The organism is Perlucidibaca piscinae DSM 21586, from assembly GCF_000420045.1.
GTDB lineage: Bacteria > Pseudomonadota > Gammaproteobacteria > Pseudomonadales > Moraxellaceae > Perlucidibaca > Perlucidibaca piscinae.
In genome coordinates, this window is record NZ_ATUE01000008.1 from 185,077 (window position 1) to 209,404 (window position 24,328).

25 protein-coding genes and 1 pseudogene are annotated in these 24,328 nt (G+C 66.1%); 18 read left to right on the forward strand and 8 right to left on the reverse strand.

Annotated elements, in window-relative coordinates; translation table 11 throughout:
* Positions 1-7: 7 nt before the first annotated feature.
* The 5 genes from F595_RS14265 to F595_RS14680 all read right to left on the reverse strand — a co-directional run bounded on the left by F595_RS14265 (position 8) and on the right by F595_RS14680 (position 4,617).
* Positions 8-1,189: a hypothetical protein gene (locus tag F595_RS14265; RefSeq protein WP_022956750.1), complete on the reverse strand. Its 1,182-nt coding sequence runs from the start codon at positions 1,187-1,189 to the stop codon at positions 8-10.
* A 10-nt stretch (positions 1,190-1,199) separates the two neighbouring features.
* Positions 1,200-1,412, reverse strand: a complete 213-nt coding sequence (locus tag F595_RS13725) for a hypothetical protein (RefSeq protein WP_022956751.1) — start codon at positions 1,410-1,412, stop codon at positions 1,200-1,202.
* A 16-nt stretch (positions 1,413-1,428) separates the two neighbouring features.
* Positions 1,429-2,634, reverse strand: coding sequence for an acyl-CoA dehydrogenase family protein (locus F595_RS0110090; protein WP_022956752.1), 1,206 nt, complete (start codon positions 2,632-2,634; stop codon positions 1,429-1,431).
* 25 nt (positions 2,635-2,659) lie between these two features.
* Entirely contained in the window at positions 2,660-3,964 is a 1,305-nt protein-coding gene (locus F595_RS0110095) for an acyl-CoA dehydrogenase family protein (RefSeq protein ID WP_040568536.1), read from the reverse strand.
* Positions 3,965-4,074: 110 nt separating this feature from the next.
* Complete coding sequence (locus tag F595_RS14680; RefSeq protein WP_022956754.1) at positions 4,075-4,617, reverse strand: NUDIX hydrolase; 543 nt, start codon at positions 4,615-4,617, stop codon at positions 4,075-4,077.
* A 57-nt stretch (positions 4,618-4,674) separates the two neighbouring features.
* On the opposite strand from F595_RS14680, the gene F595_RS14530 reads away from it, so the two are divergent.
* From F595_RS14530 to purT, 3 genes are read left to right on the forward strand one after another with little or no spacing between them, the layout of a single operon-like run.
* The gene (locus tag F595_RS14530; RefSeq protein WP_022956755.1) at positions 4,675-5,298 is read left to right on the forward strand and encodes a CoA pyrophosphatase; all 624 of its coding nucleotides are present in this window, start codon (positions 4,675-4,677) and stop codon (positions 5,296-5,298) included.
* A 23-nt stretch (positions 5,299-5,321) separates the two neighbouring features.
* Positions 5,322-5,843: a gamma carbonic anhydrase family protein gene (locus tag F595_RS0110110; protein ID WP_022956756.1), complete on the forward strand. Its 522-nt coding sequence runs from the start codon at positions 5,322-5,324 to the stop codon at positions 5,841-5,843.
* A 3-nt stretch (positions 5,844-5,846) separates the two neighbouring features.
* Complete coding sequence (gene purT / locus F595_RS0110115; protein WP_022956757.1) at positions 5,847-7,070, forward strand: formate-dependent phosphoribosylglycinamide formyltransferase; 1,224 nt, start codon at positions 5,847-5,849, stop codon at positions 7,068-7,070.
* 317 nt (positions 7,071-7,387) lie between these two features.
* Here the strand turns inward: purT and F595_RS13735 are convergent, their stop codons facing one another.
* Together F595_RS13735 and F595_RS0110125 are read right to left on the reverse strand one after the other, a co-directional pair.
* Positions 7,388-8,251 (reverse strand): transporter associated domain-containing protein, encoded by an 864-nt coding sequence (locus F595_RS13735; protein WP_022956758.1) that lies wholly within the window; start codon positions 8,249-8,251, stop codon positions 7,388-7,390.
* 3 nt (positions 8,252-8,254) lie between these two features.
* Positions 8,255-9,064 carry a cytochrome C assembly family protein gene (locus F595_RS0110125; protein ID WP_022956759.1) on the reverse strand — a complete coding sequence of 270 codons (810 nt, stop codon included), beginning with the start codon at positions 9,062-9,064 and terminating at the stop codon, positions 8,255-8,257.
* Between the two features lie 131 nt (positions 9,065-9,195).
* On the opposite strand from F595_RS0110125, the pseudogene ffh reads away from it, so the two are divergent.
* From ffh to F595_RS0110160, 7 genes and pseudogenes are all read left to right on the forward strand, one after another.
* Positions 9,196-10,542, forward strand: a pseudogene (gene ffh / locus F595_RS13740) (signal recognition particle protein); the annotation flags it as partial.
* Between the two features lie 212 nt (positions 10,543-10,754).
* Positions 10,755-12,089, forward strand: a complete 1,335-nt coding sequence (locus F595_RS0110135) for an FAD-binding oxidoreductase (protein WP_022956761.1) — start codon at positions 10,755-10,757, stop codon at positions 12,087-12,089.
* A complete protein-coding gene (locus F595_RS0110140) occupies positions 12,089-12,823 on the forward strand; it encodes an SDR family oxidoreductase (RefSeq protein WP_022956762.1) in 735 nt (244 codons plus the stop codon). The genes F595_RS0110135 and F595_RS0110140 overlap by 1 nt, the downstream gene beginning before the upstream one ends.
* Positions 12,820-13,428, forward strand: a complete 609-nt coding sequence (locus F595_RS0110145) for an HAD-IB family hydrolase (RefSeq protein ID WP_022956763.1) — start codon at positions 12,820-12,822, stop codon at positions 13,426-13,428. Before F595_RS0110140 ends, F595_RS0110145 begins: the two co-directional genes overlap by 4 nt.
* Before the next feature lie 14 nt (positions 13,429-13,442).
* Positions 13,443-14,303 (forward strand): decaprenyl-phosphate phosphoribosyltransferase, encoded by an 861-nt coding sequence (locus F595_RS0110150; RefSeq protein ID WP_022956764.1) that lies wholly within the window; start codon positions 13,443-13,445, stop codon positions 14,301-14,303.
* Positions 14,300-15,241 carry a lysylphosphatidylglycerol synthase transmembrane domain-containing protein gene (locus F595_RS0110155; protein ID WP_022956765.1) on the forward strand — a complete coding sequence of 314 codons (942 nt, stop codon included), beginning with the start codon at positions 14,300-14,302 and terminating at the stop codon, positions 15,239-15,241. The genes F595_RS0110150 and F595_RS0110155 overlap by 4 nt, the downstream gene beginning before the upstream one ends.
* Complete coding sequence (locus F595_RS0110160) at positions 15,238-16,740, forward strand: ArnT family glycosyltransferase (RefSeq protein ID WP_022956766.1); 1,503 nt, start codon at positions 15,238-15,240, stop codon at positions 16,738-16,740. The genes F595_RS0110155 and F595_RS0110160 overlap by 4 nt, the downstream gene beginning before the upstream one ends.
* Here the strand turns inward: F595_RS0110160 and F595_RS0110165 are convergent.
* Entirely contained in the window at positions 16,721-17,608 is an 888-nt protein-coding gene (locus tag F595_RS0110165) for a DMT family transporter (protein ID WP_022956767.1), read from the reverse strand. The genes F595_RS0110160 and F595_RS0110165 overlap by 20 nt on opposite strands.
* A gap of 167 nt (positions 17,609-17,775) precedes the next feature.
* On the opposite strand from F595_RS0110165, the gene rpsP reads away from it, so the two are divergent.
* The 8 genes from rpsP to thrC all read left to right on the forward strand — a co-directional run bounded on the left by rpsP (position 17,776) and on the right by thrC (position 24,282).
* On the forward strand, positions 17,776-18,027 hold the full coding sequence (gene rpsP, locus F595_RS0110170) for a 30S ribosomal protein S16 (protein WP_022956768.1): 252 nt from the start codon (positions 17,776-17,778) through the stop codon (positions 18,025-18,027).
* A gap of 11 nt (positions 18,028-18,038) precedes the next feature.
* On the forward strand, positions 18,039-18,578 hold the full coding sequence (rimM, locus tag F595_RS0110175; protein WP_026913490.1) for a ribosome maturation factor RimM: 540 nt from the start codon (positions 18,039-18,041) through the stop codon (positions 18,576-18,578).
* Between the two features lie 60 nt (positions 18,579-18,638).
* Complete coding sequence (gene trmD, locus F595_RS0110180) at positions 18,639-19,388, forward strand: tRNA (guanosine(37)-N1)-methyltransferase TrmD (protein ID WP_022956770.1); 750 nt, start codon at positions 18,639-18,641, stop codon at positions 19,386-19,388.
* 101 nt (positions 19,389-19,489) lie between these two features.
* Positions 19,490-19,858, forward strand: a complete 369-nt coding sequence (gene rplS / locus F595_RS0110185) for a 50S ribosomal protein L19 (RefSeq protein WP_022956771.1) — start codon at positions 19,490-19,492, stop codon at positions 19,856-19,858.
* Between the two features lie 140 nt (positions 19,859-19,998).
* A complete protein-coding gene (xerD, locus tag F595_RS0110190) occupies positions 19,999-20,883 on the forward strand; it encodes a site-specific tyrosine recombinase XerD (RefSeq protein ID WP_022956772.1) in 885 nt (294 codons plus the stop codon).
* Positions 20,884-20,993: 110 nt separating this feature from the next.
* Positions 20,994-21,713 (forward strand): DsbC family protein, encoded by a 720-nt coding sequence (locus tag F595_RS0110195; RefSeq protein WP_022956773.1) that lies wholly within the window; start codon positions 20,994-20,996, stop codon positions 21,711-21,713.
* Between the two features lie 122 nt (positions 21,714-21,835).
* A complete protein-coding gene (locus F595_RS0110200) occupies positions 21,836-23,137 on the forward strand; it encodes a homoserine dehydrogenase (RefSeq protein ID WP_022956774.1) in 1,302 nt (433 codons plus the stop codon).
* Positions 23,134-24,282, forward strand: coding sequence for a threonine synthase (gene thrC, locus F595_RS0110205; RefSeq protein WP_022956775.1), 1,149 nt, complete (start codon positions 23,134-23,136; stop codon positions 24,280-24,282). Before F595_RS0110200 ends, thrC begins: the two co-directional genes overlap by 4 nt.
* Positions 24,283-24,328: the final 46 nt, after the last annotated feature.

The following is a 24,328-nucleotide window of genomic DNA, read 5'->3' on the forward strand; positions in this document are numbered from 1 at the left end:
TCCGGACTCAGGCCGGCAGCGTCAACAGTCGCTGCAGCCAGAGTCGCCGCATGTCCTCATCCAGCAGGCCGAACAGCAGCATCAGCGCCAGCCATTCCTCGCGCTCATTGATGTCGGTCAGCAGACGCTCCACGGACGTGTCAGACGCCGCCGCCATCAGGCGGGCGATGTCGCCACGTCGCGTGTCGCTCATGTGCAGCACCAGGATCAATGCCGGCGACCACAGCGCATGGGTTTCAGTCACGATCAGCAGGTGATGCAGCGTGTCTTCGTCAAGCGTGTCCAGCAGGCGCCCTGTGCGTTCGCGCAATGGCGTGTCCATGACCGAGACCAGTGGCAGCAGGGCATGCCAGAGGTCGTGGTCACGTGCGGCTGCCAGCAGTTCGCCAAGCACGGCATCGTCGTGCAGTGCCGGCAGGTTGACCAGCCGCCGCCGATCTGACGCCGGCATCAACGTCCGCAGGGGCAGGGCGACATCCCACAGGGCATGACGGATTACCCCCCGCACCATGCTGCCCAGGGTGGCCTCGTCATCACGCAGGGCCAGCGCATGCGGCCAGAGGTCGCTGTCCTCGGCAGCCGCCGTGCGGATCACCGTGTGCAGGGTTGGCTCGGGCAGGACGGCCAGCATGTCGGCAATGCGCCCGGTATGCTCGAGGAAGAAGGCGCTGCGCAGCAACGCCTCGCCATCGTCGATGGCGGGAAGAATGGCCTGCACGATGGACAGTGGCAGGGTGTCCACCAGCTCGCCCAGCACGATGTATTCGCGCCGCCGGATCAGCTCCTGCGCCACAGCCGCGACGCGCTCGATCGGCAGCGCGGCAGTGAGCTCGCAGGCGCGCTGCGTTTCCAGGTGCACGGCCGCCCGGGCGAGGAACTCCGGTTTCAGGTGGCGGGCAATATCGATGGCGCGTGCCGTAGCCATCTCGCCGGCGACACGCGCACAGAGCAGGGGGCCCATGCTGTGCTCGGCAATCCGTGCCACCAGTGCGGTCGGCAACAGCTTGCTGGCGGCGGCGATGCGTCCGAACAGCGTGCGTCGGCTGTCCAGCAGCAGTCGGCTGGCTGCCGTGCGCAACTGGCGCAACGAATCGACGTCCGCCGTGTGCAGAAATTCCAGGCCGGTTTCCGGCACATGCAGCAGCCTGGCCAGTCGCCCCAGTTCGGCCTGCTGCCGGAAGTCGGTCATGGGCCTGTGCTCATCCGAGAATCATGCGGCGTACCGTGCCGCGCAGGAAAGCCGGCACCAGGCCCAGGCCATGCTCGAGGGCATCGGCATAGTCCTGTTCCTGGCGCACATGACTGGCACGGATCAGTGCCAGCAGCTGTTCATGCTGCGCAGGGGCCAGGCCGGGCAGATCTCCGGCACGCAGACCCGGCTGCTCCTGCAGCGGCTCCGGCAGCGTGTTCACGGCATCCGTCCCGGCGTCACTTCAGTTCCGCCGAGCTCTTGCCCAGCACGCGGCGCGCGATGATCAGCAGCTGGATCTGCTGGGTGCCTTCAAAGATGTCGAGGATCTTGGAGTCGCGTGCCCATTTCTCCAGCAGCTCATCCTCGCCATAGCCCAGCGACGCCGCCAGCTCGACGCACTTGAGCGTGACCTCGTTGCCGACACGACCGGCCTTGGCCTTGCAGATCGAGGCCTCCTTGGAGTTGGGAATGCGGTTGTCGGCCATCCAGGCCGCGCGCAGGGTGAGCAGACGCGCCGCCTCCCATTCCGCTTCCAGGCGGTAGAGCGTGGCTTCGGCATGCGAGGCGTTCAGCGGCAGCGTGCCGTAGTTGGCATCGATGTGCCCGGCCAGCAGTTCCTTGGTGCGTTCGATGGCGGCAGCAGCCACGCCCACGGCCATGGCGGCGACCAGCGGACGTGTGTTGTCGAAGGTCTCCATGACACCGGCAAAGCCTTTCTTGAGATCAATCTCCGGGCTGCCGAGCAGGTTGGCTGCAGGCACGCGGCAGTCGGTGAAGGTGATGGCAGCGGTGTCGGAGGCCTTGATGCCGAGCTTGTGCTCGAGACGTGTGACCTCCATGCCCGGCGTGCCCTTCTCCACCACGAAGGACTTGATCGCGGCCTTGCCCAGCGACTTGTCCAGGGTGGCCCAGACCACCACGCTGTCGGCACGGGCGCCCGAGGTCACGTAGATCTTCTCGCCGTTGAGGATGTAGTGGTCGCCGTCCTTCACCGCCGTGGTGCGGATGGCGGCCGAGTCGGAGCCGCAGCCCGGCTCGGTGATGGCCATGGCGGCCCAGGTGCCCTTGAAGCGTTCCAGCTGCTCCTCGTTGGCGACCGCGGCGATGGCGGCATTGCCCAGGCCCTGGCGCGGGATGGCCAGCAGCAGGCCGACGTCGCCACGGCACAGTTCCATCGCGCCCAGTGCCGCCGACAGGTTGCCGCCATTCTTGACGCCACCGCTTTCCGCCGCGCCGCTGCGCTTGCTCGCGCTGCCGGCACCAACCGACTCGCTGGCACCTTCGTTCATGCCGTCCAGCAGCGAGGCCAGCATGTCCAGTTCCTTGGGATAGGCATGCTCGGCCTTGTCATACTTGCGCGAGATCGGGCGGTAGAAGTTGTCGGCCACCTGCTTGGCCTGTTCGACCAGCATCGCGAACTTCTTGGGGGCTTCCAGATTCATGTCATGTGCTCCAGGTCAGTGCCGGTCAGAGGTGCAGGCCGCCGTGGGCGATCGCCACGGCACGGAGGTCGCGGTACCAGCGCTCCACCGGGTGTTCCTTGGTGAAACCGTGTCCGCCCAGCAGCTGAACGCCGTTGGTGCCGATCTGCATGGCCTTTTCGGCGCACAGAAGACGTGCCAGGTAGGCTTCGCGGTGGAAGGGCTGGCCAGCCTCGGCGAGGGCGGCGGCGCGCCAGGTCAGCATGCGCATGGCGTCCACCTCGACGGCAATGTCGGCGATCATGAACGCCACGGCCTGGCGGTGCGAGATCGGCTCGCCAAAGGCGACACGCTCGTTGCAGTAGGGCACGACGTAATCGAGCACGGCCTGGCAGGTTCCAACCGCGAGCGCACACCAGGCCAGGTAGCCGTAGTCGAGAAAGGCCTGGTAGTCCAGGTCGTCCTCGCCGAGACGGTTGGCAGCCGGGACACGTACGCCATCCAGCGCCATGTCGACGGTGGCAGCCGCCTTCAGGCCCATGGCCGGTGATTCGCGGAAGCTCAGCCCGGTGCTGCCGCCCTCGACGATGAACAGCGCCGGACGGCCGTCGAGCTGTGCGGCGACAATGAAGAGCTCGGCGTCCTGCCCGGCCAGCACCAGGCTCTTGCTGCCCTGCAGCAGATAGTCCCCGCCCTGTCTGCGCGCCGTGGTTTCCAGCGCCACGGGATTGAACAGCGGACGTGCCTCGGCCACGGCAATGGCGGCCACCGGAGGCTGTTCGCCGGCAAAGGCTGGCAGGTAGCGTGCCTGCTGTTCGGCGCTGCCCCAGCGCGTGATGGCATTGGCCACGCCAATCGGGGCAAGCAGGGTGGCGGCCAAGGTGAAGTCACCATGGGCCAGGTCCTCGGCAGCCAGCATCTGGGTCACCGTGGCCTGTTCGCTGGCGACGCCGCCCAATGCCTCGGGCACGGCGTAGTAGGCCAGACCCAGGGCCTGGGCCTCGGCACGCAGGTTTTCCGGCAGACGCGCCTCATGGTCTGCGGCATGGGCCGCCGGCCGCAGCTGATCGGCGGCGAAGCGCTGCAGGGTTTCGCGCATCATCTGCTGTTCGTCGCTCAGGCTGAGATCGAACAGACCTCGATCGCTGCGTCCGGGCAGGCGTTGACGGCCGCCAGAGGACGAGGGCGCAAAGACGCGGGCGGCAGCGCCGGCGAGGCGGAAGCCGGACTTGCTGCCCTGGTAGAGCAGGCGCTCGACCGGCTTGCGCAGGCGCAGGCGGTCGGCGATATCGGAGCGGGCAAAGTGGCTGAGGGCGCGCAGGCCCAATCCTTGAATGTCGCCAGCGTTCATGTTCACTCCCGGCATGGTCGTGGGTTAGGAGGAAATCTCCTCTCGATCATGCCCAAGAAGTGTCGGCCATCATTGACCGTGGTGACAGTCCGTTCCGTCAGATTGACCGGTCAGTCGCGGCGAATCGGCTTGATGTCGTTGACGTGGACCGGAAAGACGCCGCTGACACGGTCCTTGAAGTACAGCTGCAGCGTGCGCTTGACCGAAGGAAAGGCCAGCTCGTCCCAGGGGATCTCGTGTTCCTCGAACAGCCGGCATTCCAGCGATTCGCTGCCGACGCCGTAGGCGCCGTTGACCAGCTCGCCACGGTGCAGCATGTAGACCTGGTTGATGTGCGCGATGTTGAAGACCGTGTACAGCTGCAGGTCGCTGACGTCGGCCTCGGCTTCTTCCCAGGTTTCGCGCGCGGCGCCTTCAGCCACGGTCTCGCCGTTTTCCATGAAGCCGGCGGGCAGGGTCCAGTAACCGTGACGCGGTTCGATGGCGCGTCGGCAGAGCAGCACGCGCTCGCCCCAGATCGGCAGGCATCCGGCGATGATGCGCGGGTTCTGGTAGTGGATGGTCTGGCAGGACGGGCAGACATGACGCAGGCGGCTGTCGCCCTCGGGAATCCGGTGCTCCAACGCGTGCCCGCACTCACTGCAGAATTTCATGCCGCTGCTCCTGTTGACTGGTCGCAGTATACAACGCCGACTGTGTATGATCCGGACATGAGCGAACATGCCTTGATCCAGATTCTGCGCAACCGCATGGCCACCCAGCCGGCGCCGGCCGACGGTCCGGAAGCCGCGGTGCTGATCCCCGTCATGCTGGGGCCGGAGCCGCATGTGCTGTTGACGCGGCGGCCTGCCCACATGAACTCGCATGCCGGAGAGGTGGCGTTTCCCGGCGGCAAGCGCGATCGCGAGGATGACAGCCTGGTGGCCACGGCCTTGCGTGAAAGTCGCGAAGAGGTGTCGCTGGCGTCCGCGCATGTCGAGATCATTGGCGCACTGGCCCCGGCCCGGGCCAAGAGCGGCATCCGGGTGCTGCCCGTGGTGGGGCTGGTGCATGGCGATCCGGAACTGACCGCCAACCCTGACGAGGTCGAAAGCATTTTCCGGGTTCCGCTGCAGTTCTTCATGGAGCATGCCCCGGCCCGGGATCATCGCATCAACTTCCGCGGCATTGACCTGGTCGTGCCCTGCTTCCGCTACCAGGGCTTCATCATCTGGGGCCTGACCGCCTACATGCTGGTCGAGTTCATGCGCCAGGGCTTTGACCATCACATCGACTATCCCTGGCCGCCCATCCTGCCCGGCATTCTGGTGCCGGCCACGAAGACGCCGGCCTGAACGCGGCGCGCAAGGAGCCTGTCATGAAATACCGTCTCGGCGACCGCGAGGTCGTCACCGGCAAGGACGTCTGGATCGCTGACAATGCATCGGTGATCGGCGCCGTCACGCTGGGTGACGACAGCAGCGTCTGGTTCAACGTGGTGATCCGGGGTGACTGCGAGGAGATTCGCATCGGCGTGCGCAGCAACATCCAGGATGGCGCCGTGCTGCACGCCGATCCCGGCAAGCCCTTGATCATCGGCGACAACGTCACCGTCGGACACCAGGCCATGCTGCATGGCTGCGAAATCGGCGACGGCAGCCTGATCGGCATCCAGGCCGTCGTGCTCAACGGTGCCCGCATCGGCCGCAACTGCCTGATCGGTGCTGGTGCACTGATTCCGGAAGGCCGGGAAATCCCGGATAATTCCCTGGTTGTCGGGTCTCCCGGCAAGGTGGTGCGCACCCTGGATGACAGCGTGCGCGCCGGCCTGCTGATGTCGGCACAGCATTACGTGGACAATGCCCGCCATTTCCGCGATCACCTCGAACCCCAGGACTGAGACATGACGGTTGAGCGCACGGGCGCCATCGCCCCCGTACTAGGCACCCCTTTTTCTTCCACTGCGACCCGCGTGATGCTGCTGGGCTCCGGCGAGCTTGGCCGCGAGGTCATCATCGAGCTCAAGCGCCTGGGCTGTGAAGTGATTGCCGTGGACCGCTACGCGAATGCGCCCGGCATGCAGGTCGCCGACCGCAGTCATGTCATTTCCATGCTCGACGGAGAGGCTCTGCGCCGTCTGGTCGAGCTCGAGCGTCCCGCGCTGATCGTGCCCGAGATCGAGGCCATTGCCACCGATGAGCTGGTCAAGCTCGAGCAGGAGGGCTGGCAGGTGGTGCCGACGGCCCGTGCCGCCCAGCTCACCATGAACCGCGAAGGCATTCGTCGTCTGGCTGCCGAGACCCTGGGTCTGGCGACGTCACCCTTTGTCTTTGCCGACACCTTCGAGGCCTTCGTGGCCGGCATCCGCCAGGTCGGCATGCCCTGCGTGGTCAAGCCCATCATGTCGTCCTCGGGCAAGGGCCAGAGCGTGGTGCGCAGCGAGGCGGACTGGCAGGCCTCCTGGGACTATGCCCAGTCCGGTGGTCGTGCCGGGGGCGGCCGTGTCATCGTCGAGGGCTTCATCGACTTCGATTACGAGATCACGCTGCTCACCGTGCGCCACAACGATGGCGCGGGCGGCACCATGACCTCGTTCTGTGACCCCATCGGCCATCTCCAGATCGCAGGTGACTACCGCGAGTCCTGGCAGCCCCAGCCGATGACGGCGGCGGCGCTCGCGGCCGCCCAGGACATCGCGGCCAAGGTCACCACCGCCCTCGGTGGTCGCGGCCTGTTCGGCGTCGAACTGTTCGTGAAAGGTGACCAGGTCTGGTTCAGCGAGGTCTCGCCCCGCCCGCATGACACCGGTCTGGTCACCCTGATGTCGCAAAGCCTGTCCGAGTTCGCCCTGCATGCCCGCGCCATTCTCGGTCTGCCGGTTCCGGTCATACGCCAGGCTGGCGCGACCGCGTCCTGCGTGTTGCTGGTTGAAGGCAACTCGACGCAGATGCAGTACGGCAATCTGGCTGCAGCGCTCTCCGAGCCGGACACGGATCTCAAGCTGTTCGGCAAGCCGGAAGTCGCCGGTCAGCGCCGGCTGGGCGTGGCACTGGCGCGTGCGGATGACATCGACGGTGCGCGAGCGGCGGCACGGCGGGTCATCGAGCAGGTGCAGGTGCAGCTCTGACACATTCACAGTGGTTGCGCCGTGGTGGGCGGGGGACTTCGTAAAACACGCCGTGAATACATCCCTGTAGGCTCGCTCACGCCATCCATGGCGTGAGACGGTTTTCCGAAGTCCCCCGCCCACCACGGCGTTCAAACGGACTGTGCCAGTATCGCGTTTCGGTGATGTCGTCGCATTGCAGGTCAGCGCTCACATGCCGCGTCCGGAGGTTGGGTGCCCGGGAAAACCGTGCGAGGCATGGATGCCGAGCCGAGCCTACAGGGATGTATTCACGGCGTGTTTTCGCGGGCACCCAGCCTCCGGACGTAACCACCGTGTCAGCTGGTGATCTTCCACACGCGCGCCGTCTTGATCAGATGCCCCCGCAACTGCTGCACCTCGATCCGGTAGCTGCCCAGGGCGATGCCAACGGGGGCCTCCGGAATGGTTTCCAGGCGCTCCAGCAGCAGGCCGTTGAGGGTGCGGGCACCATCCGTGGGCAGTGACCAGCCCAGGCTGCGATTGATGGTGCGCAGGCTGGCGGAGCCGTCGATCAGGTAGCTGCCGTCGGGCTGGGCGGTGATGTCCGGGTGCCGGTCTGCGGCGCGGGTGGTGAACTCGCCGACCAGCTCCTCGAGGATGGACTCCAGTGTCACCACGCCCTGCACGTCGCCGTATTCATTGACCACCAGGCCGAGTCGCCGCCGGTGCTTCTGGAATTCCAGCAGCTGCGTCGGCAGCGGCGTGCGCTCGGGCAGGAAATAGGGCGCGCGGGTCAGCTGCATGAGTTCGGCCTTGCGCAGCTGCTCGCGCCCCAGGAAGCGTGTGGCATTGCGTACATGCAGGATGCCGACGGTGTGGTTGAGGTCGCCGCGATAGACCGGCAGGCGCGTGTGCTGGGTGGTGCGCAGCGTCTGCACGATGCTGTCGACGTCGTCGTCGAGATCGATGCCGGTGACCGCCTGGCGTGGAATCATGATGTCGTTGACCGTGCAGTTGTCGAGTTCGAGCAGGCCTTGCAGCAGGCGGCTGTGCAGTGGCGGCAGCAGGAGCTGCCCGATCAGGCGGCTGAGCCAGCGTCGAAAGCCGCGTCCGCGTCCGATCCGGGCCGCGAGGCGGCGCAGCCAGTGCGGGTGGCGTCGAAGTTGCCAGATGGCGATCACCACGATCGCCAGGGTCACGCCGGCAAGCCAGAGCCACATGATTCAGAGGCTCCGTGGCAGCACCAGCTCGAGCACGAACTTGGAGCCTATGAATCCGATCAGCAGCAGCAGGAAGCCGGTCAAGGTGAAGCGCACGGCGGTGCGGCCACGCCAGCCCCGCCAGTGCCGGCCCAGCAGCAGGATGGCGAAGACCAGCCATGCCATCAGCGTGAGCACGGTCTTGTGTGCGACATGCTGGGCGAACAGGTCGTCGAGCAGGAAGGCGCCGGTGGCGATGGCGATGCTGAGCAGCACGAAGCCCAGGGCGATGAGCTCGAACAGCATGCGCTCCATGGTCTGCAGTGCCGGCAGGGCCATCAGCAGGCCGCGGCGATGCACGCGCAGCGCGCGCTCCTGCCAGTGCACGAGAATCGCCTGCAGGGCGGCAATGCTGAGCACGCTGTAGGCCAGCAGTGACAGCAGGATGTGCAGCTCCATGCCGGGTGTGGGGGCGGTCATCGGTGGCGTCGGATCATGGCCGGCCACGCCCAGGCTGAGCTCGATCGCGGCCAGCGGCGTCGCGATCAGGTAGATCCCGTGTACCGGCCGGTACAGATTGACCAGCAGGGCAAGCAGGGCGAGCAGGGCGCCGTGCAGGCCGGCAATGCTGAACAGGCCGACATGCAAGCCTTCCGGACGCCACAGCATGTCGCTCAGTACCAGTCCGTGCAGCAGCAGGGCGAGCACGACCAGCATCTGCACGCGGGCGCCGGGAATGGCGTCGCGACGGCCCAGGCTTCGCGCCACCGTGGCTGCGGCAATGAAGTAGAACGAGACGGAAAGCAGGGCGAGGGTAGCGGTCAACGCATCCATGGCGACGAACAGCCGGTAGGGAATGAGGACGGATCAGTGTGGCACAGCCTGCGGATCGTGCGCCAGCCGCCGGTCATGCCTATAATCGGGCATCTTTGCCGTGATCACGGCCTGCACGGACAGCCGCTGCCATGTTTGACAATCTTACCGAACGCCTCAGTCACAGCCTGCGCGCCATTGGCGGCAATGCCCGGCTCAACGAGGACAACATCAAGGACACCCTGCGCGAAGTGCGCATGGCGCTGCTGGAGGCCGATGTCGCGCTGCCGGTGGTGAAGGACTTCATCGAGCGCATCAAGACCGAGGCGCTGGGGCAGGAGGTGCTGTCACAGCTGCAGCCCGGGCAGGCCTTCGTCAAGATCGTCCATGACGAGCTGGTGCGTACCCTGGGCGAAGCCAATGAGGGTCTTAACCTGTCGACGCTGCCGCCCGCGGTCATCCTCATGGCCGGCCTGCAGGGCGCCGGCAAGACCACCACGGTCGGCAAGCTGGCGCGCTACCTGAAGGCGCAGAAGAAGACCGTGCTGGTGGCATCGGCAGACATCTACCGACCGGCCGCGATCAAGCAGCTGGAAACCCTGGCCAGGGACATCGACGTGATGTTCTTCCCCTCCGACATCGGCCAGGATCCGGTAGCCATCGCGCGTGGCGCCATTGCCGAAGGCAAGCTGAAGTTCGCTGACGTGGTGCTCATCGACACCGCCGGCCGCCTCGCCATCGATGACGAGATGATGGCCGAGATCAAGCGCCTGCATGCCGCGATCAATCCCGTCGAGACCCTGTTCGTGGTGGATGCCATGACCGGCCAGGACGCTGCCAACACGGCCAAGGCGTTCAACGAGGCGCTGCCGCTGACCGGCGTGGTGCTGGCCAAGGCCGATGGTGATGCCCGTGGTGGTGCCGCGCTGTCGGTGCGCACCATCACCGGCAAGCCCATCAAGTTCATCGGTGTCGGTGAAAAGACCGATGCGCTCGAGCTGTTCCACCCGGACCGGGTCGCGCAGCGCATTCTCGGCATGGGCGACGTGCTGTCGCTGGTCGAGGAGGTCGAGCGCAAGATCGACAAGGAAAAGGCCGAGAAGCTGGCGAAGAAGCTGCAGAAAGGCAAAGGTTTCGACCTCCAGGACATGCTCGAGCAGTTCCAGCAGATGCGCAACCTTGGCGGCATGGGCGGCCTGCTCGACAAGCTGCCGGGCATGAACTCGGCAGCGGTGCAGCAGGCCATGGCCGGTGGTGCGCCGGAGAAGGAAATGAAGCGCATGGAGGCCATCATCCAGTCGATGACCGCTGCCGAGCGTCGCAAGCCCGACCTCATCAACGGCTCGCGCAAGCGCCGCATCGCCAGCGGTTCCGGTACCCAGATCCAGGACGTCAACCGCGTGCTCAAGCAGCACGCGCAGATGGAAAAGATGATGAAGAAGTTCGCCAATCCGGCGGGCATGATGAAGATGCTCAAGGGCATGCGCGGCAAGCTGCCGCCGGAAATGCTCGAGGGCATGCCGGGGCTGCCGGGGGCGGGTGCCGGAGCGGCACCGGGCCTGCCTGGCAAGGGCGGCTTCCCTGGCGGCCTGCCCGGACTGGGCGGTCCTGCCCTGCCGGGAGGGCTCGGCAGCCTGCCGCCGGGCTTCAAGAAACGCTGAGTCGCCACTGACTGCTCCACGTACCGACAACAAGAACACAGGATGGACGGATGTCGCAGGCGACCGTGAAAACCCCGCTCTCGGGCTGGGGCAGATACCCCGTGGTGGATGCCGTGCTGGCTCGGCCCGAGCGTTACCTGGAGTTGCAGCAATGGGCGGCGCAGGCCAGCCTGGCGCGTGGCATGGGCCGCGCCTATGGTGATGCCGCCATCAGCGCCTCCGGTACCACGGTGCTGACCTCCCGTCTCAACCGCTTCCTGGCGTTTGATGCCGATACGGGCGTGCTGCGTGCCGAGGCCGGTGTCACGCTCGACGAGATCCTGCAGGTGGTGATGCCGCAGGGCTGGTTCCTGCCGGTGACCCCGGGCACCCGCTACGTGACGCTGGGCGGTGCCGTCGCTGCCGACGTGCATGGCAAGAATCACCACCATGTCGGCAGTTTCAGTGCCTTCGTCACCGGCATCGAGCTGTTCACATCCACCGGCCAGTTCCACTGCTCTGCCATCGAGAACGCCGACATCTTTCATGCCACGGTCGGCGGCATGGGCATGACCGGCCTGATCGGCGAGGTCACCCTGCAGCTGCGCCGGATTCACAATGATCGCCTGCAGGTGCAGCATGTGCCCGCACCGGATCTGGCCACCGTTCTGGAGCTGATGGCTGATCCGGCCCGTGACGACGAGTACACCGTGGCCTGGATCGACTGTCTGGCCAGTGGTGCCGCGCTGGGTCGCTCGGTGTTCATGCGCGGGCATCATGCCTCGCGGGAAGAGGGCGGCGAGACCTTGTCCGCGCCCCTGCCGGCACGCCGCCGCCTGCCCGTTGATCTGCCTGCCTTCGTGCTCAACCGGGCCAGCGTCTCGGCCTTCAACGGCCTCTACTACCGCCGCGAAGGCGCGCGCCAGCAGCCGTTCCTGTCCGGGGTCGCCCCGTTCTTCTACCCGCTTGACGGCATTCGCGACTGGAATCGCCTTTATGGCAAGCCGGGCTTCGTGCAGTACCAGTTCGTGCTGCCGCACGAGACTGCGCGCGACGGACTGACGGCGGTGCTCGGCCGTCTGGCGCAGAGCGGCAACGCCAGCTTTCTTGCCGTGCTCAAGCGTCTGGGGGAGCAGGGGCCCGGTCTGCTGTCGTTCCCGATGCCGGGCTACACCCTGGCCCTGGATCTGCCGCTGCGGTCCGGCACGCTGACCTTGCTCGATACGCTCGATGTCCTGGTCAGCGACTTTGGCGGTCGTGTCTACCTGGCCAAGGATGCCCGCCTTGCCGCGGCGGCACTGCCGGCGATGTATCCGAATCTGTCTGCCTGGCAGGCCTTGCGCTCCCGTCTGGATCCGGACGGCTTGTTCGTGTCGGCCCTCGGTCGTCGCCTGGAGATGTGCTGATGGCCCTGATTCTGGTGGTGGGGGCGACGTCGGCGATGGCGCGTGCCTCGGCAATGGCCTGGGCTCAGCAGGGCCACAGCCTGTTGCTGGCGGGGCGCGATGGCGAGGAGCTGCAGCGGCTGGCGCGCGACATCGGTGTTCGTTTCAGGGTCCAGGCGCGCGTCGTGGCCGTGGATCTGGACGAGACGGAGGCACGCGAGGACTGGTTCGACGAGCTCGAGTTTCGTCACGGCACCATCGACGGCCTGCTCTGTGCGGCCGGCTGGATGCCTGACAGCGAAACCATGCGTCATGGCGAGCCCGCGCTGCAGGTTCTGCAGCGCAACCTGACCGGTCCGGTGGCCCTGATCAATGCCTATGCCGATCTCTGCGAGCGTCGTCGCAGCGGCTTCATTGTCGGCATCAGTTCGGTGGCCGGGGATCGTGGCCGCCAGAGCAACTACCTCTACGGAGCTGCCAAGGGCGGCTTCACGATCTATCTGGCCGGATTGCGCAACCGGCTCGACAAGGTCGGCGTGCCGGTGCTGACGGTGAAGCCGGGCTTTGTCGACACCCGCATGACCTTCGGTCTGCCGGGCCTGTTCCTGGTCGCGGATCCGGCCTGGGTCGGCGAGCGCATCGTGGCGGCACAGGCGGCGGGGCGCAACGAGGTCTATCTTCCGGGCTTCTGGCGACTGATCATGCTGATCATTCGTCATGTGCCTGAATTTCTTTTCAAACGGTTGTCGCTATGACAGTGATAGTGCGCGAGCCCACCGTGGCCGCCTTCGATTTTGACGGCACGCTGACCCGTGGCGAGTCGTTCTTCCGCTTCCTGCGTCATGTCACGCCGCTGCCGCGTTTCGTGGGGGCCTTTGTCCTGAGCGCTCCGACGATCGCCAGCTATCTGCTGGGCTGGAAGGACAACGAGACGGCCAAGGTCATCGTGCTGCGTCATTTTCTGCGCGGACGTCCGCTCAGCGAGGTTGCGCCCCTGGCCGAGGAGTTTGCGCGCAAGGTGATTCCGCGCACGGTGCGTCCGGAAGCCCTTGCCGGACTGCGCGGCCACCAGAAGCAGGGCCATGTCTGCATTCTGGTCAGTGCCACGCTGGCGCTCTATCTGCGCCCCTGGGCCGAGCAGGCCGGATTTGACGAGGTGCTGGCCACCGAGCTGGCGGTCGATGCCCAGGGCCGCCTCACCGGCGAGCTGGCCAGCCCCAACTGCTACGGGCCCGAGAAGGCGCGACGCCTGCAGGCCCACCTCGGGCGTGATCGCATCCACAGTGCCTATGGCGACAGCGAAGGCGACACCGAGATGCTGGCGATGGCAGCTCACCCGTATTACAGGCCATGGCGATGAATCGGGAGGCGCGCATGGCGCTGCTGCAGCTGATGCGTCCACATCAGTGGATCAAGAACGGCTTTGTCTTCACCGGCCTGGTCTTCGGCCATGGCTGGCAGGAGCCGGCCCTGGTGGTCACGGTACTGATGGCGTTTGTCGCCTTCTGTCTGGCGTCCAGCAGTGTCTACGTGTTGAACGACCTGTTTGATCGCGAGCAGGATCGTCTGCACCCGGTCAAGTGTCGTCGGCCCGTCGCCTCCGGGGCGGTACCCGTGGGGCGGGCATGGCTGCTTGCAGCGGGCCTGGCCCTGGCGGCGCTGTGGCTGGGCTGGGAGGCGCAGCCCAGCGTGGCCGGTTACGTGCTGGCCTATCTGGTTCTGAACGTGGCCTACACGCTGCGATTGAAGCAGGTTGTGCTGCTCGACATCTTCTGCATCTCGGCCGGCTTCATGTTGCGCATTCTCGCCGGCACGGACGGTGTCGACATTCCGCCGTCGAACTGGCTGCTGTTCTGCGGCCTCTGGGCCACGCTGTTCCTCGGCTTCATCAAGCGCCGCGCCGAATTGCTGGCACTGCAGGAAGGCAGTGCCGATCACCGCAAGGTGCTGGGCGACTACGGTCCGGAACTGCTCGACAAGCTCATCGGCATCACCTGTACCGGCATGATCCTCAGCTACAGTCTCTACACCATGGATCCGGACGTGCGCCGCATCCATGACACGGATTCGCTGCTGTTCACCGTGCCCTTCGTGATCTATGCCTGTTTCCGCTATCTGTTCCTGCTGCATCAGCAGTCCGGTGGCGGCGATCCGTCGCGCGAGCTGCTGCAGGACCGGCACATTCTGGTGGCAGGCGGTCTCTGGCTGCTCATCACCCTGGTGCTGGTGACATGACGCTGACATCACGTCAGCAGCGCCTGTTGTGGCTGTCGGTGGCGCTGAGTGCGGCCGGTTACCTGGTGTTCGCGCTCTGGTCAGGCTGGCGCGAGGTCGGGCTGGCGATGCAGCGCATTGGTGCCACGGCGATTGCCGTGGCGCTGGCACTGTCCCTGCTCAATTATCTGCTGCGCGGCGAGCGCTGGCGCGAGTATCTAGCCCAGGCGGGTCATCTGCTGTCCTGGCGCCTGAATACGCGAATCTACTGGGCCGGCTTTGCCTTGACCACGACGCCCGGCAAGGCTGGCGAGATGATACGCAGCCTCTTTCTGGCGCCCTATGGCGTGCGCTTCCACCAGTCAGCGGCGATGTTCTTCAGCGAGCGCCTGGCCGATCTGGTGGCGATTGTCTGTCTGACGGCGGCCGGGCTGGGACGCTTTCATCAGGGAGAGTGGGTCTATGCGGCGCTGGTGCTGGTCCTGGTGGCCGGTTTGCTGCTGCTGCGCACGACCTGGCCAGAACGGATCCTGCGTCGTTTGGCGGGTGCCCGGGCGGCCGGGCGCTGGCTTGCCGAGGTGGCGGCCAGCAGCCGTCCCTACTGGCAGGGGAGACTGTTCTGGTGGGTGCTGCTGCTCAGTCTGACAGCCTGGTTTGCCGAGGGCGTGGGTGCCTGGCTGATCCTGCGCCAGCTCAGCGTGCCGGTGGACTTCGAGATGGCGCTGTTCATCTACGGTTTCGCCATGCTGGTGGGTGCTCTGAGCTTCATGCCCGGGGGGCTGGGCGGTACCGAGGCCACCATGACCGGCCTGCTGGTGCTGGAGGGCTTGCCGCTTCCCGAGGCGGTGGCAGCCACGGTGATCATTCGTCTCGCGACCCTGTGGTTCGCGGTAATCCTCGGCCTGCTGGCCGTGCTGACCTTGCCGGCGCCACCTGCCGCAGAGGAGATGTCCCGATGAGACTGCTGCAGCGACTTGCCTCCCTGAGTCTTGTGCAGGCACTGGTGCTGGTGTTTGCCGTCAAGCTGGTGATTGCCTCTCTGTTGCCGGTTACCGGTGACGAGGCCTATTTCGTGCTCTGGGGTCGTCACCTCGACTTCGGCTATTACGATCATCCGCCGATGGCCGGCTGGATGACCTGGCTGCAGCTCCAGCTGTCGGATCATCCGGTCTGGGTGCGCATGCCCGGCATTTTCACCGAGCTGCTGATCGCGCTCTGGCTGCACGGGTTGTTCCGGCGTCACGATGCCGACAAGGCACGTCTGCTGGCGCTGCTGTTCCTGTTCAGCCCGCTCAGCCTGATTTTTGCCTTCACGCTCACCGATACGGGCTGCATGCTGTTTGCCGCTGCCTCTTTCGTCGCGGCAGCGCGTGCGGTGCAGTCAGAGCAGGGCCGTGCCGCAGCCGGCTGGGCCGTGCTGGCCGGTGCCGGACTGGGGCTGGCCTTCCTGTCCAAGTACTTCGCGGTGTTCCTGGGCCTGGCCTACCTGATTCACTTTCTGGTGCTGCGTCCGTCGCAGTGGCGACTGGGCCTGGTGGTGCTGCTGACAGCGCTGCCCTTCGGTCTGCTCAACCTGTACTGGAACTACACGCATTGCTGGAGCAATGTGCTGTTCAACCTGGTCAACCGCAACGCCGATGGCCGCTTCGATGCGCTGCTGGTGCTCGGCTATGTCGCCATGATGGCCTACGTCGTGCTGCCATGGATCTGGCTGGCTCTGTGGCGAGGACGGCATCAGCGTGATCCGGTGGTGGCGGATGTTCTTGCCCTGGCCCGGGTGGTGGTGGTGACGGCAGCGGCCGGGTTTCTGCTGGTCAGCACCAGCAAGGCCATCGGCCTGCACTGGGTGCTGTGGTTCTACCCCATGGTGCTGGTGCTGCTGTGGCCGCAGGGCGTGAGCGTGTGGCGTCATCTGCTGCGTCTGACAGTCGCCGTCAGCCTGCTGCACGTGGTGGTACTGCTGACGGTGCTGCTGTTGCCGGTATCGGCCTGGGATGGCAAGCCGAAGATCCAGCGTGATCTGGTGTCAGCCACCGAGGCGCCGGAGATCCTGGCGCAGGCCGAGGCGGTCAGCGGCCGGTTGCCGCTGGCCATGCTGGGCTACAGCGCGGCCTCGGTACTGGCGTATCAGGTCGACAGGCCGGTGATGGTCATCGGCCAGGGTTCCAAGTATGCCCGTCAGGATGACAGCTGGACCGACTTCCGGGCGCTGGACGGCCGCGACATCCTGGTTGCCATTCGCCGTGACCGCGAAGCGGACGACCTGGTGCCCTGGTTCAGCCGCATCGAGCGCTTCAGCATCAGCCATCGCGGGCTGGACTTCGAGTTTGTCATCGGACGCGGCTTCAACTATGCCCGCTACCATGCCGAAGTGCTGGTGCCGGTGCGCGAGCGCTTCTACCAGTTTCCGGACTGGCTGCCGCAGGGGCAGTGCGAGTTCACGACTCGCTACTTCTGAGTGCGTCCGCAGGCGTGCGCTGCAGGCACAGCAAGGTGGCCAGGAAGATCACCACGATGCCGGTGACGGCCACGGCATCCGGCACCTCGCCCCAGAGCAGCCAGGCCCAGAAGCCGGCGAAGACGATGGCGAGGTAGGCGGCCGGGCCGATGCGCCCGGCCGGTGCCAGGCTGTAGGCACGCGACATGGCGAGCTGGCTCAGGGTCGCGAGAATGCCGGCACCGACGGTGAAACCCAGCTCGCTCCAGGTCAGCGGTCGCCAGGCCCAGAGCATGGGCACCGCTGACACCGCTGCCGAGATCAGGCTGAAGTAGAGCACGATGCGGGTTGTCGGTTCGGTAGCGGACAGCGCACGCACGGTGACGAAGGCAAGAGCGGCCAGCAGGCTGGCAGACAGTCCGACCAGCGTGATCCAGCCGGCGCCGGCAAGATCGGGCCGGCATACCATGAGCACGCCGGCGAAGCCCATCAGGGCGGCGATGCCCATGCGCCAGGTCAGGCGTTCGCGCAGGAACAGCCAGGCAATCAGCGGGATGAACACCGGTGAGGAATAGGTGAACACCATGGCGCTGGACAGCGGCAGGTGGGCGATGGCGTAGAAGAAGCCGTACATCGCCGCCAGGCCGACCACGCCGCGCCACAGGTGCTGCAGCGGCACGCGTGTGCGCAGCAGGCCGCGACCGTGCACGGCCAGCAGTGGCAGCAGCATGACGCAGCCGGTCAGGTTGCGCATGAACACGATGATCTCGTTGCTGACCGTGTGCGAGGCATAGCGGATGAGCACGCCCATGGCGGAAAACAGCAGCGCCGACAGGGTCAGCAGCGCGAGCCCGCGCGGGATGGATTGTGTCGGTGCCTGGTAGCGCATGCGGACCTCGTCGTGAACGCGGCGAAGCCTAGCAGATTCGCTCCTGACAGGGTTCTGGCCAAACGCGCGCGATTCCCGTACAATTCGCGACCTTTCGTCCCGGGTCGATTTCCGTAGCGCCCGCGACGTGTCGACAGACTACGGAAACCCAGTCAAGGAACCTGATCATGGTCACCATTCGTCTCGCCCGTGGCGGCGCCAAGAAGCGTCCGTTCTACTCCATCGTCGTCACCGACAGCCGCAATGCCCGCGACGGCCGCTTCATCGAGCGCGTCGGCTTCTTCAACCCGGTCGCCCGTGGTCAGGAAGAGCGCCTGCGTCTGAACATGGAGCGTCTGGCCTACTGGATCAGCAACGGTGCCCAGGCCTCTGACCGCGTGGCCCAGCTGGTCAAGGAAGCGCAGAAGAGCGCTGCCTGAGCGTGCTGGCGGTGACACCGGCCGTTCCCGACCGCGCCGACCTGATCCAGGTCGGCCATGTGCACACCGCCTACGGCATCAAGGGCTGGGTCTGGGTCATGTCCCGGACCGAGCCCATTGCCAACATTTTCTCGTACGCCCCGTGGTATCTGGAGCGTGCGGGTGTCCTGAGCGAGGTCAGACTCGCCGGGCAGCGACCACAGGGCAAGGGCCTGGTGGCGCAGTTTGCAGGATGTGACGATCGCAATGCCGCCGACAGCTGGCTGGGTGCGACGATCTGGGTGCCGCGCAGCGCGCTGCCGACCCTGGAAGAGGACGAGTATTACTGGTCCGAGCTGATCGACATGCAGGTGATCACCGAGCAGGGTCTGCTGCTGGGTCAGGTGCATGCCATGATGGAAACCGGCGCCAACGATGTCATCGTGGTGCGTGCCTGCGAGGGCAGTGTCGACCGGGAAGAGCGCCTGCTGCCCTGGTTGCCGGGACGCGTGGTGCGTTTCGTGGATCGCGTCAACCGCCGCATCACGGTGGACTGGCAGCCGGATTACTGAGCCAGCCATGTCACTCGGCATCGTGGTTCGGGTGACTGACGCACGGGAGGCGGCAAGACCATGTGGGTTGGCCTGATCACCCTGTTTCCCGAGATGTTCCGGGCGCTCAGCGAATCGGGCATCACGGCGCGTGCCGTGGCCACCGGCCGCTTGACGCTGCAAAGCTGGAATCCCCGGGATTTCACCGAGGACAACTATCGCCGTGTCGATGATCGCCCCTATGGTGGCGGCCCCGGCATGGTGATGCTGATCGAGCCGCTGCGTCGCGCCATCGTCGCGGCGCGTGCCGAAGCTGCCGCCCGCGGGCTGGCGGCGCCGGTGATCTACCTGTCGCCGCAGGGGCGTCGGCTGGATCAGCCGGGTGTGCAGGAACTGGTGGCGTCGCATGGCGAGCAGGGCGTGATCCTGCTCTGCGGCCGCTACGAAGGCATCGACGAGCGCCTGATCACGCGTGAAGTCGATGCCGAATGGTCGATCGGTGACTATGTGCTGTCCGGTGGCGAGCTGCCGGCCATGGTCATGATCGACGCGATGGCGCGGCTGCTGCCCGGAGTGCTCAACACCGGGGCATCGGCTGACGAGGACTCGTTCACGGACGGTCTGCTCGATTGCCCGCACTACACCCGTCCCGAGGTGTACGAGGGTGACGCAGTGCCTTCCGTGCTGCTCAGTGGTGACCATGCGGCTATTCGTCGCTGGCGCCTGCAGCAAAGCGTTTTGCGCACGCGTGCGCGCCGCCCCGATCTGCTGGCCGGGCGCACGCTGAGCAAGGAAGAACGGATGTTGCTGGATCAGGCCGACAAGACCTGATGTGGTGGCGTGCGAGGGGGTCACATGCGCCTTAGCCTCTGTGATCCGATTTGATGAGCTGCATGCGAGACAGCCTCTGCAGCCGAAAGTGGAGAAACAACATGAGTGGCAAGCATCCCCTGGTTCAGGCCGTTGAAAACGCCCAGCTGAAGACCAACGTTCCGGCATTCGCCCCCGGCGACACCGTGATCGTCCAGGTCAAGGTCAAGGAAGGCGACCGCGAGCGTCTGCAGGCCTATGAAGGCGTGGTCATCGCGATCAAGAACCGCGGTCTGAACTCGGCATTCACCGTGCGCAAGATTTCCAACGGCATCGGCGTGGAGCGTGTCTTCCAGACCCATTCCCCGGTCGTCGCCAGCATCGAAGTCAAGCGTCGTGGTGATGTCCGCCGCGCCAAGCTGTACTACCTCCGAGAGCGTTCGGGCAAGTCCGCGCGCATCAAGGAAAAGCTGACCCCGCGCGCGAACTGAGTTTCAGCGCTGTCAGCCGGAAGGGCCCGCCGCAAGGCGGGCCTTTTCATTTGCGGATCGCCATGTCTCGGTTCGTGCACGTTTCGCCTACACTTGGCGACATGTCCGACATTCCTTCGTCATCGCCTGATGCCCCCTGCATGCCGCCAGCGTCGGAGGCACTGCTGCAGTCCTTTCGTCACCAGCTGGCCGCCGAGGGCCTGAGCCTGCACACGCGCCGTGCCTATGTCTCGGACGTGTCCGCGCTCGCGTCCTGGGCGTCCCCGCGCGCGCTCGGCGATCTTCAGCATGACGATCTGGCGGCCTATCTCGCCAGTGACGGCGTGCGTGCGCGCCAGCAGCGCTCGGTGGCGCGCCTGCAGTCGGCGTTGCGGCACTTCTGGCAGGGTCTGCTGGCACGCGGCCAGGTGGTGCAGGATCCGACTGTCGGACTGGCATCCCCGCGCATTGGCAGACCCCTGCCCAAGGACTTGTCCGAGCGTGATGTCGAGGCGCTGCTGGCCGCGCCGGATGTCAGCCAGCCGCTGGGCCTGCGTGACCGTGCCATGCTCGAGGTGCTCTATGCCAGCGGTCTCCGTGTCAGCGAGCTGGTCGGGTTGCCGCTGGCGGCCGTGCAGCGCCAGGGCGGCTATCTGCGCGTGCTTGGCAAGGGCCGCAAGGAGCGTCTGGTGCCGCTGGGCGAGACCGCGCTGGTCTGGGTCGAGCGTTATCTGGCCGAGGCAAGGCCGCTGCTGGCAACGGCCGGGGTGGCAGCCCTGTTCGTGACGCAGCGCGGTGCCGCCATGACCCGCGAGAACTTCTGGCATCTGATCAGGCGCTACGCGCTCCAGGCCGGCATCAGTGCGCCGGTGTCGCCGCACACGCTGCGCCATGCCTTTGCCACGCACCTGCTCAACCACGGTGCCGATCTGCGCGTGATCCAGCTGCTGCTGGGCCACAGCGATCTGTCCACCACCCAGATCTACACCCATGTCGCCCGCCAGCGCCTGCAGGCGCTGCATGCGCAGCACCATCCGCGCGGCTGACGCTGGCGGTCGCTTCCCGTACACTCGCGCGATCATGCAGGCGTTATCGCCTGTTCACCGGGCATCACGAGGGACAGGACATGCAGTACGGTCATTGGGGAAGGCAGGGGATGGTCTGGCTGGCAGTGCTGGCGGCTGGCACGGTCCACGCGGCTGGCGAGGAGGCGCAGATCCGTGCACGCTTCCAGCAGGCGGTGCCCGAGATCACCGTGCAATCCGTCAAGCCCAGCGCGGCACCGGGGCTTTACGAGGTGGCATTTGCCGGTGGTGTGGCCTATGCCACGGCGGATGGCCAGTTCGTGGTGCAGGGCGATCTGCTGCATCTGCAGGGCAAGTCGGTGGTCAATCTCTCCGAGAAGTCGCTGTCGGTGCGTCGTGCCGCCTTGCTGAAGGCTGTCGATCCTCGCCAGGCCGTGGTGTTTCCGGCCCAGGGCAAGCCGAAAGCGGTGATCACCGTGTTCACCGACACCGACTGCGGCTATTGCCGCAAGCTGCACCAGGAGGTTCCGGCCATGAACCGCATGGGTGTCGAGGTGCGTTACCTGGCCTATCCGCGTGACCTGCCGCGTGCCGGCCTCAATGCCGGCACCAGCCGCGAGATGGGGCGGATCTGGTGCAGCCCCAATCGCGAGCAGGCCATGACGCTGGCCAAGCAGGGGGGTGACCTGCCGGAAGGCAAGGCGGGCTGCAAGGCGCCGATCGCTGCCCAGTTCGCGCTTGGCCGTGAGCTCGGGGTGCGTGGCACGCCAGCGGTGTTCAGTGAAAAGGGCGAGCAGCTTGGCGGCTACATGACGGCAGCCCAGCTCGGCAAGGTGCTTGGCCTGCGCTGACGGATCGTGTGTCGCTGCGCACGGAGGTTCGACTTCCGGGCGCTGCCCGCTATAATGCCGCTCCCAATTCCTTGCCCTGGCGGTTCATGGCCGCCAAGGCATCTTGCGCTTCAGGTGGTGCTGTGAAACCGGTCAATGTAGGCATCGTGGGTCTGGGTACCGTCGGCGGCGGTGCGCTCAATCTCTTACGCAACAACGCGGCCGAGCTGTCGCGTCGTACCGGCCGCGACATCCGGGTCTCGCATGTCGGCATCCGTCGTGCCAAGCCGGATCTCGAACTGACCGGCATCACCGTCAGCAATGACATCTTTGCCGTGGTCAACGACCCGGCCGTGGACATCGTCGTCGAAGTCATCGGCGGCACCACCACGGCACGCGAGGTCGTGCTCAAGGCCATCGCCAACGGCAAGCACGTGGTCACCGCGAACAAGGCGCTGCTCGCCGAGTTCGGCAACGAGATCTTCGCCGCTGCCGAGGACAAGGGCGTCTATGTCGCCTTCGAGGCTGCCGTGGCCGGCGGCGTGCCCATCATCAAGGTGCTGCGCGAAGGCCTCGCGGCCAACCGCATCGACTGGCTGGCCGGCATCATCAACGGCACCGGCAACTTCATCCTCACCGAGATGCGTGACAAGGGTCGCGCCTTTGCCGACGTGCTTGCCGAAGCGCAGGCGCTGGGCTACGCCGAGGCTGATCCGACCTTTGACGTGGAAGGCATCGACGCCGCCCACAAGCTGACCATCCTGGCCTCGCTGGCCTTCGGCATTCCGCTGCAGTTCGCCAAGGCCTACACCGAGGGCATCACCCAGCTGACTCGCGAGGACGTGTCCTATGCCGAGGAGCTGGGCTTCCGCATCAAGCACCTCGGCATCGCCCGCCGCACCGACAGCGGCATCGAGCTGCGCGTGCACCCGACGCTGATTCCGGCCGATCGCCTGATCGCCAACGTCAACGGCGTCAAGAATGCCGTGCTGGTGCAGTCCGACGCGGTCGGACCGACGCTGTACTACGGTGCCGGCGCCGGCGCCGGCCCGACTGCCTCGGCCGTGGTGGCCGACATCGTCGACGTGGTGCGTGCGCTGACTGCCGAATCGGCGCCCAGCGTGCCGCACCTCGCCTTCATGCCGCACGCCATCGCCGACACGCCCATTCTCGCGATGGAGTCGGTGGTGACCTCGTACTACCTGCGCCTGCAGGCCCTGGACAAGCCCGGCGTGCTCGCTGACGTGACGCGCATCCTGAGCAGCCACGGCATCAGCATCGAGGCCATCGTGCAGAAGCCGTCGCAGGATGGCGATGCCGTGTCCGTCATTCTTCTCACCAAGCCGGTGGTCGAGCGCGAAATGAATCGCGCCATCGCCGAACTCGAGGCGCTGAGCGACATCGCCGGCCCCGTCACCCGCATTCGCATGGAGTCCCTGGCATGACCTTCGGCAACCGCTACACCGGCCTCATCAACCGCTATCGCGATCACCTGCCGGTGTCCGATGACACCCGCATCATCTCGCTGGGCGAGGGCAACACGCCGCTGATCCGCCTCAAGAACATTCCCAAGCTGATCGGCAAGGACGTGGACATCTACGTCAAGTACGAAGGCCTGAACCCGACCGGCTCCTTCAAGGACCGCGGCATGACCATGGCCGTGACCAAGGCCGTGGAAGAGGGCAGCCAGGCCATCATCTGCGCATCCACCGGCAATACCTCGGCAGCCGCTGCCGCCTATGCCGCGCGTGCCGGCATCAAGGCCTTCGTGCTGATCCCGGAAGGCAAGATCGCCATGGGCAAGCTGGCCCAGGCCATGATGTACGGCGCCATCACGCTGCAGATCCGCGGCAACTTCGACGACGGCATGGAGCTGGTCAAGCAGGTGGCCTCGCAGGCTCCGGTGACCATCGTCAACTCGGTGAACCCGTACCGTCTGCAGGGTCAGAAGACCGCTGCCTTCGAGATCGTCGAGGAGCTGGGTCGCGCCCCGGACTACCACTGCCTCCCGGTCGGCAATGCCGGCAACATCACCGCGCACTGGATCGGCTATTGCGAGTACTCGACGCCGGCCGGTCAGACAGTCACCGAGTCCTGCTCGTTCTGCAAGGGCCACTGCCGCTATGCCGGCGGCCCGGTGATCGGCAGCCGCCCGAAGATGATCGGTTACCAGGCCGCTGGTTCCGCTCCGTTCATGCGCGGCGGCCCGGTGGCCAATCCGGAGACCGTGGCAACCGCCATCCGCATCGGCAATCCGCAGAGCTATGACGCCGCGCTCAAGGTCATGAGCGAATCCGGCGGCTGGTTCGACGAGCTCAGTGACCAGGAGATCCTCGATACCCAGCGTCTGCTTGCCATGAGCGAAGGCGTGTTCTGCGAGCCGGCCTCGGCGGCCTCGCTGGGCGGCGCCATCCGCGACATCAAGTCGGGCCGGATCCCGGAAGGCTCGACCATTGTCTGCACGCTGACCGGCAACGGTCTCAAGGACCCGGACACGGCCATCGGCCAGTGCCAGAGCGCCGTGGTGAAGACCATCGATGCTCGTCTCGACCAGGTTCGCGACAGCATCCTGCAGGCGATGAGCCTCTGAGCAGCGCGCCATGTCGCCGTGACCAGGGCCGCCTTCGGGCGGCCTT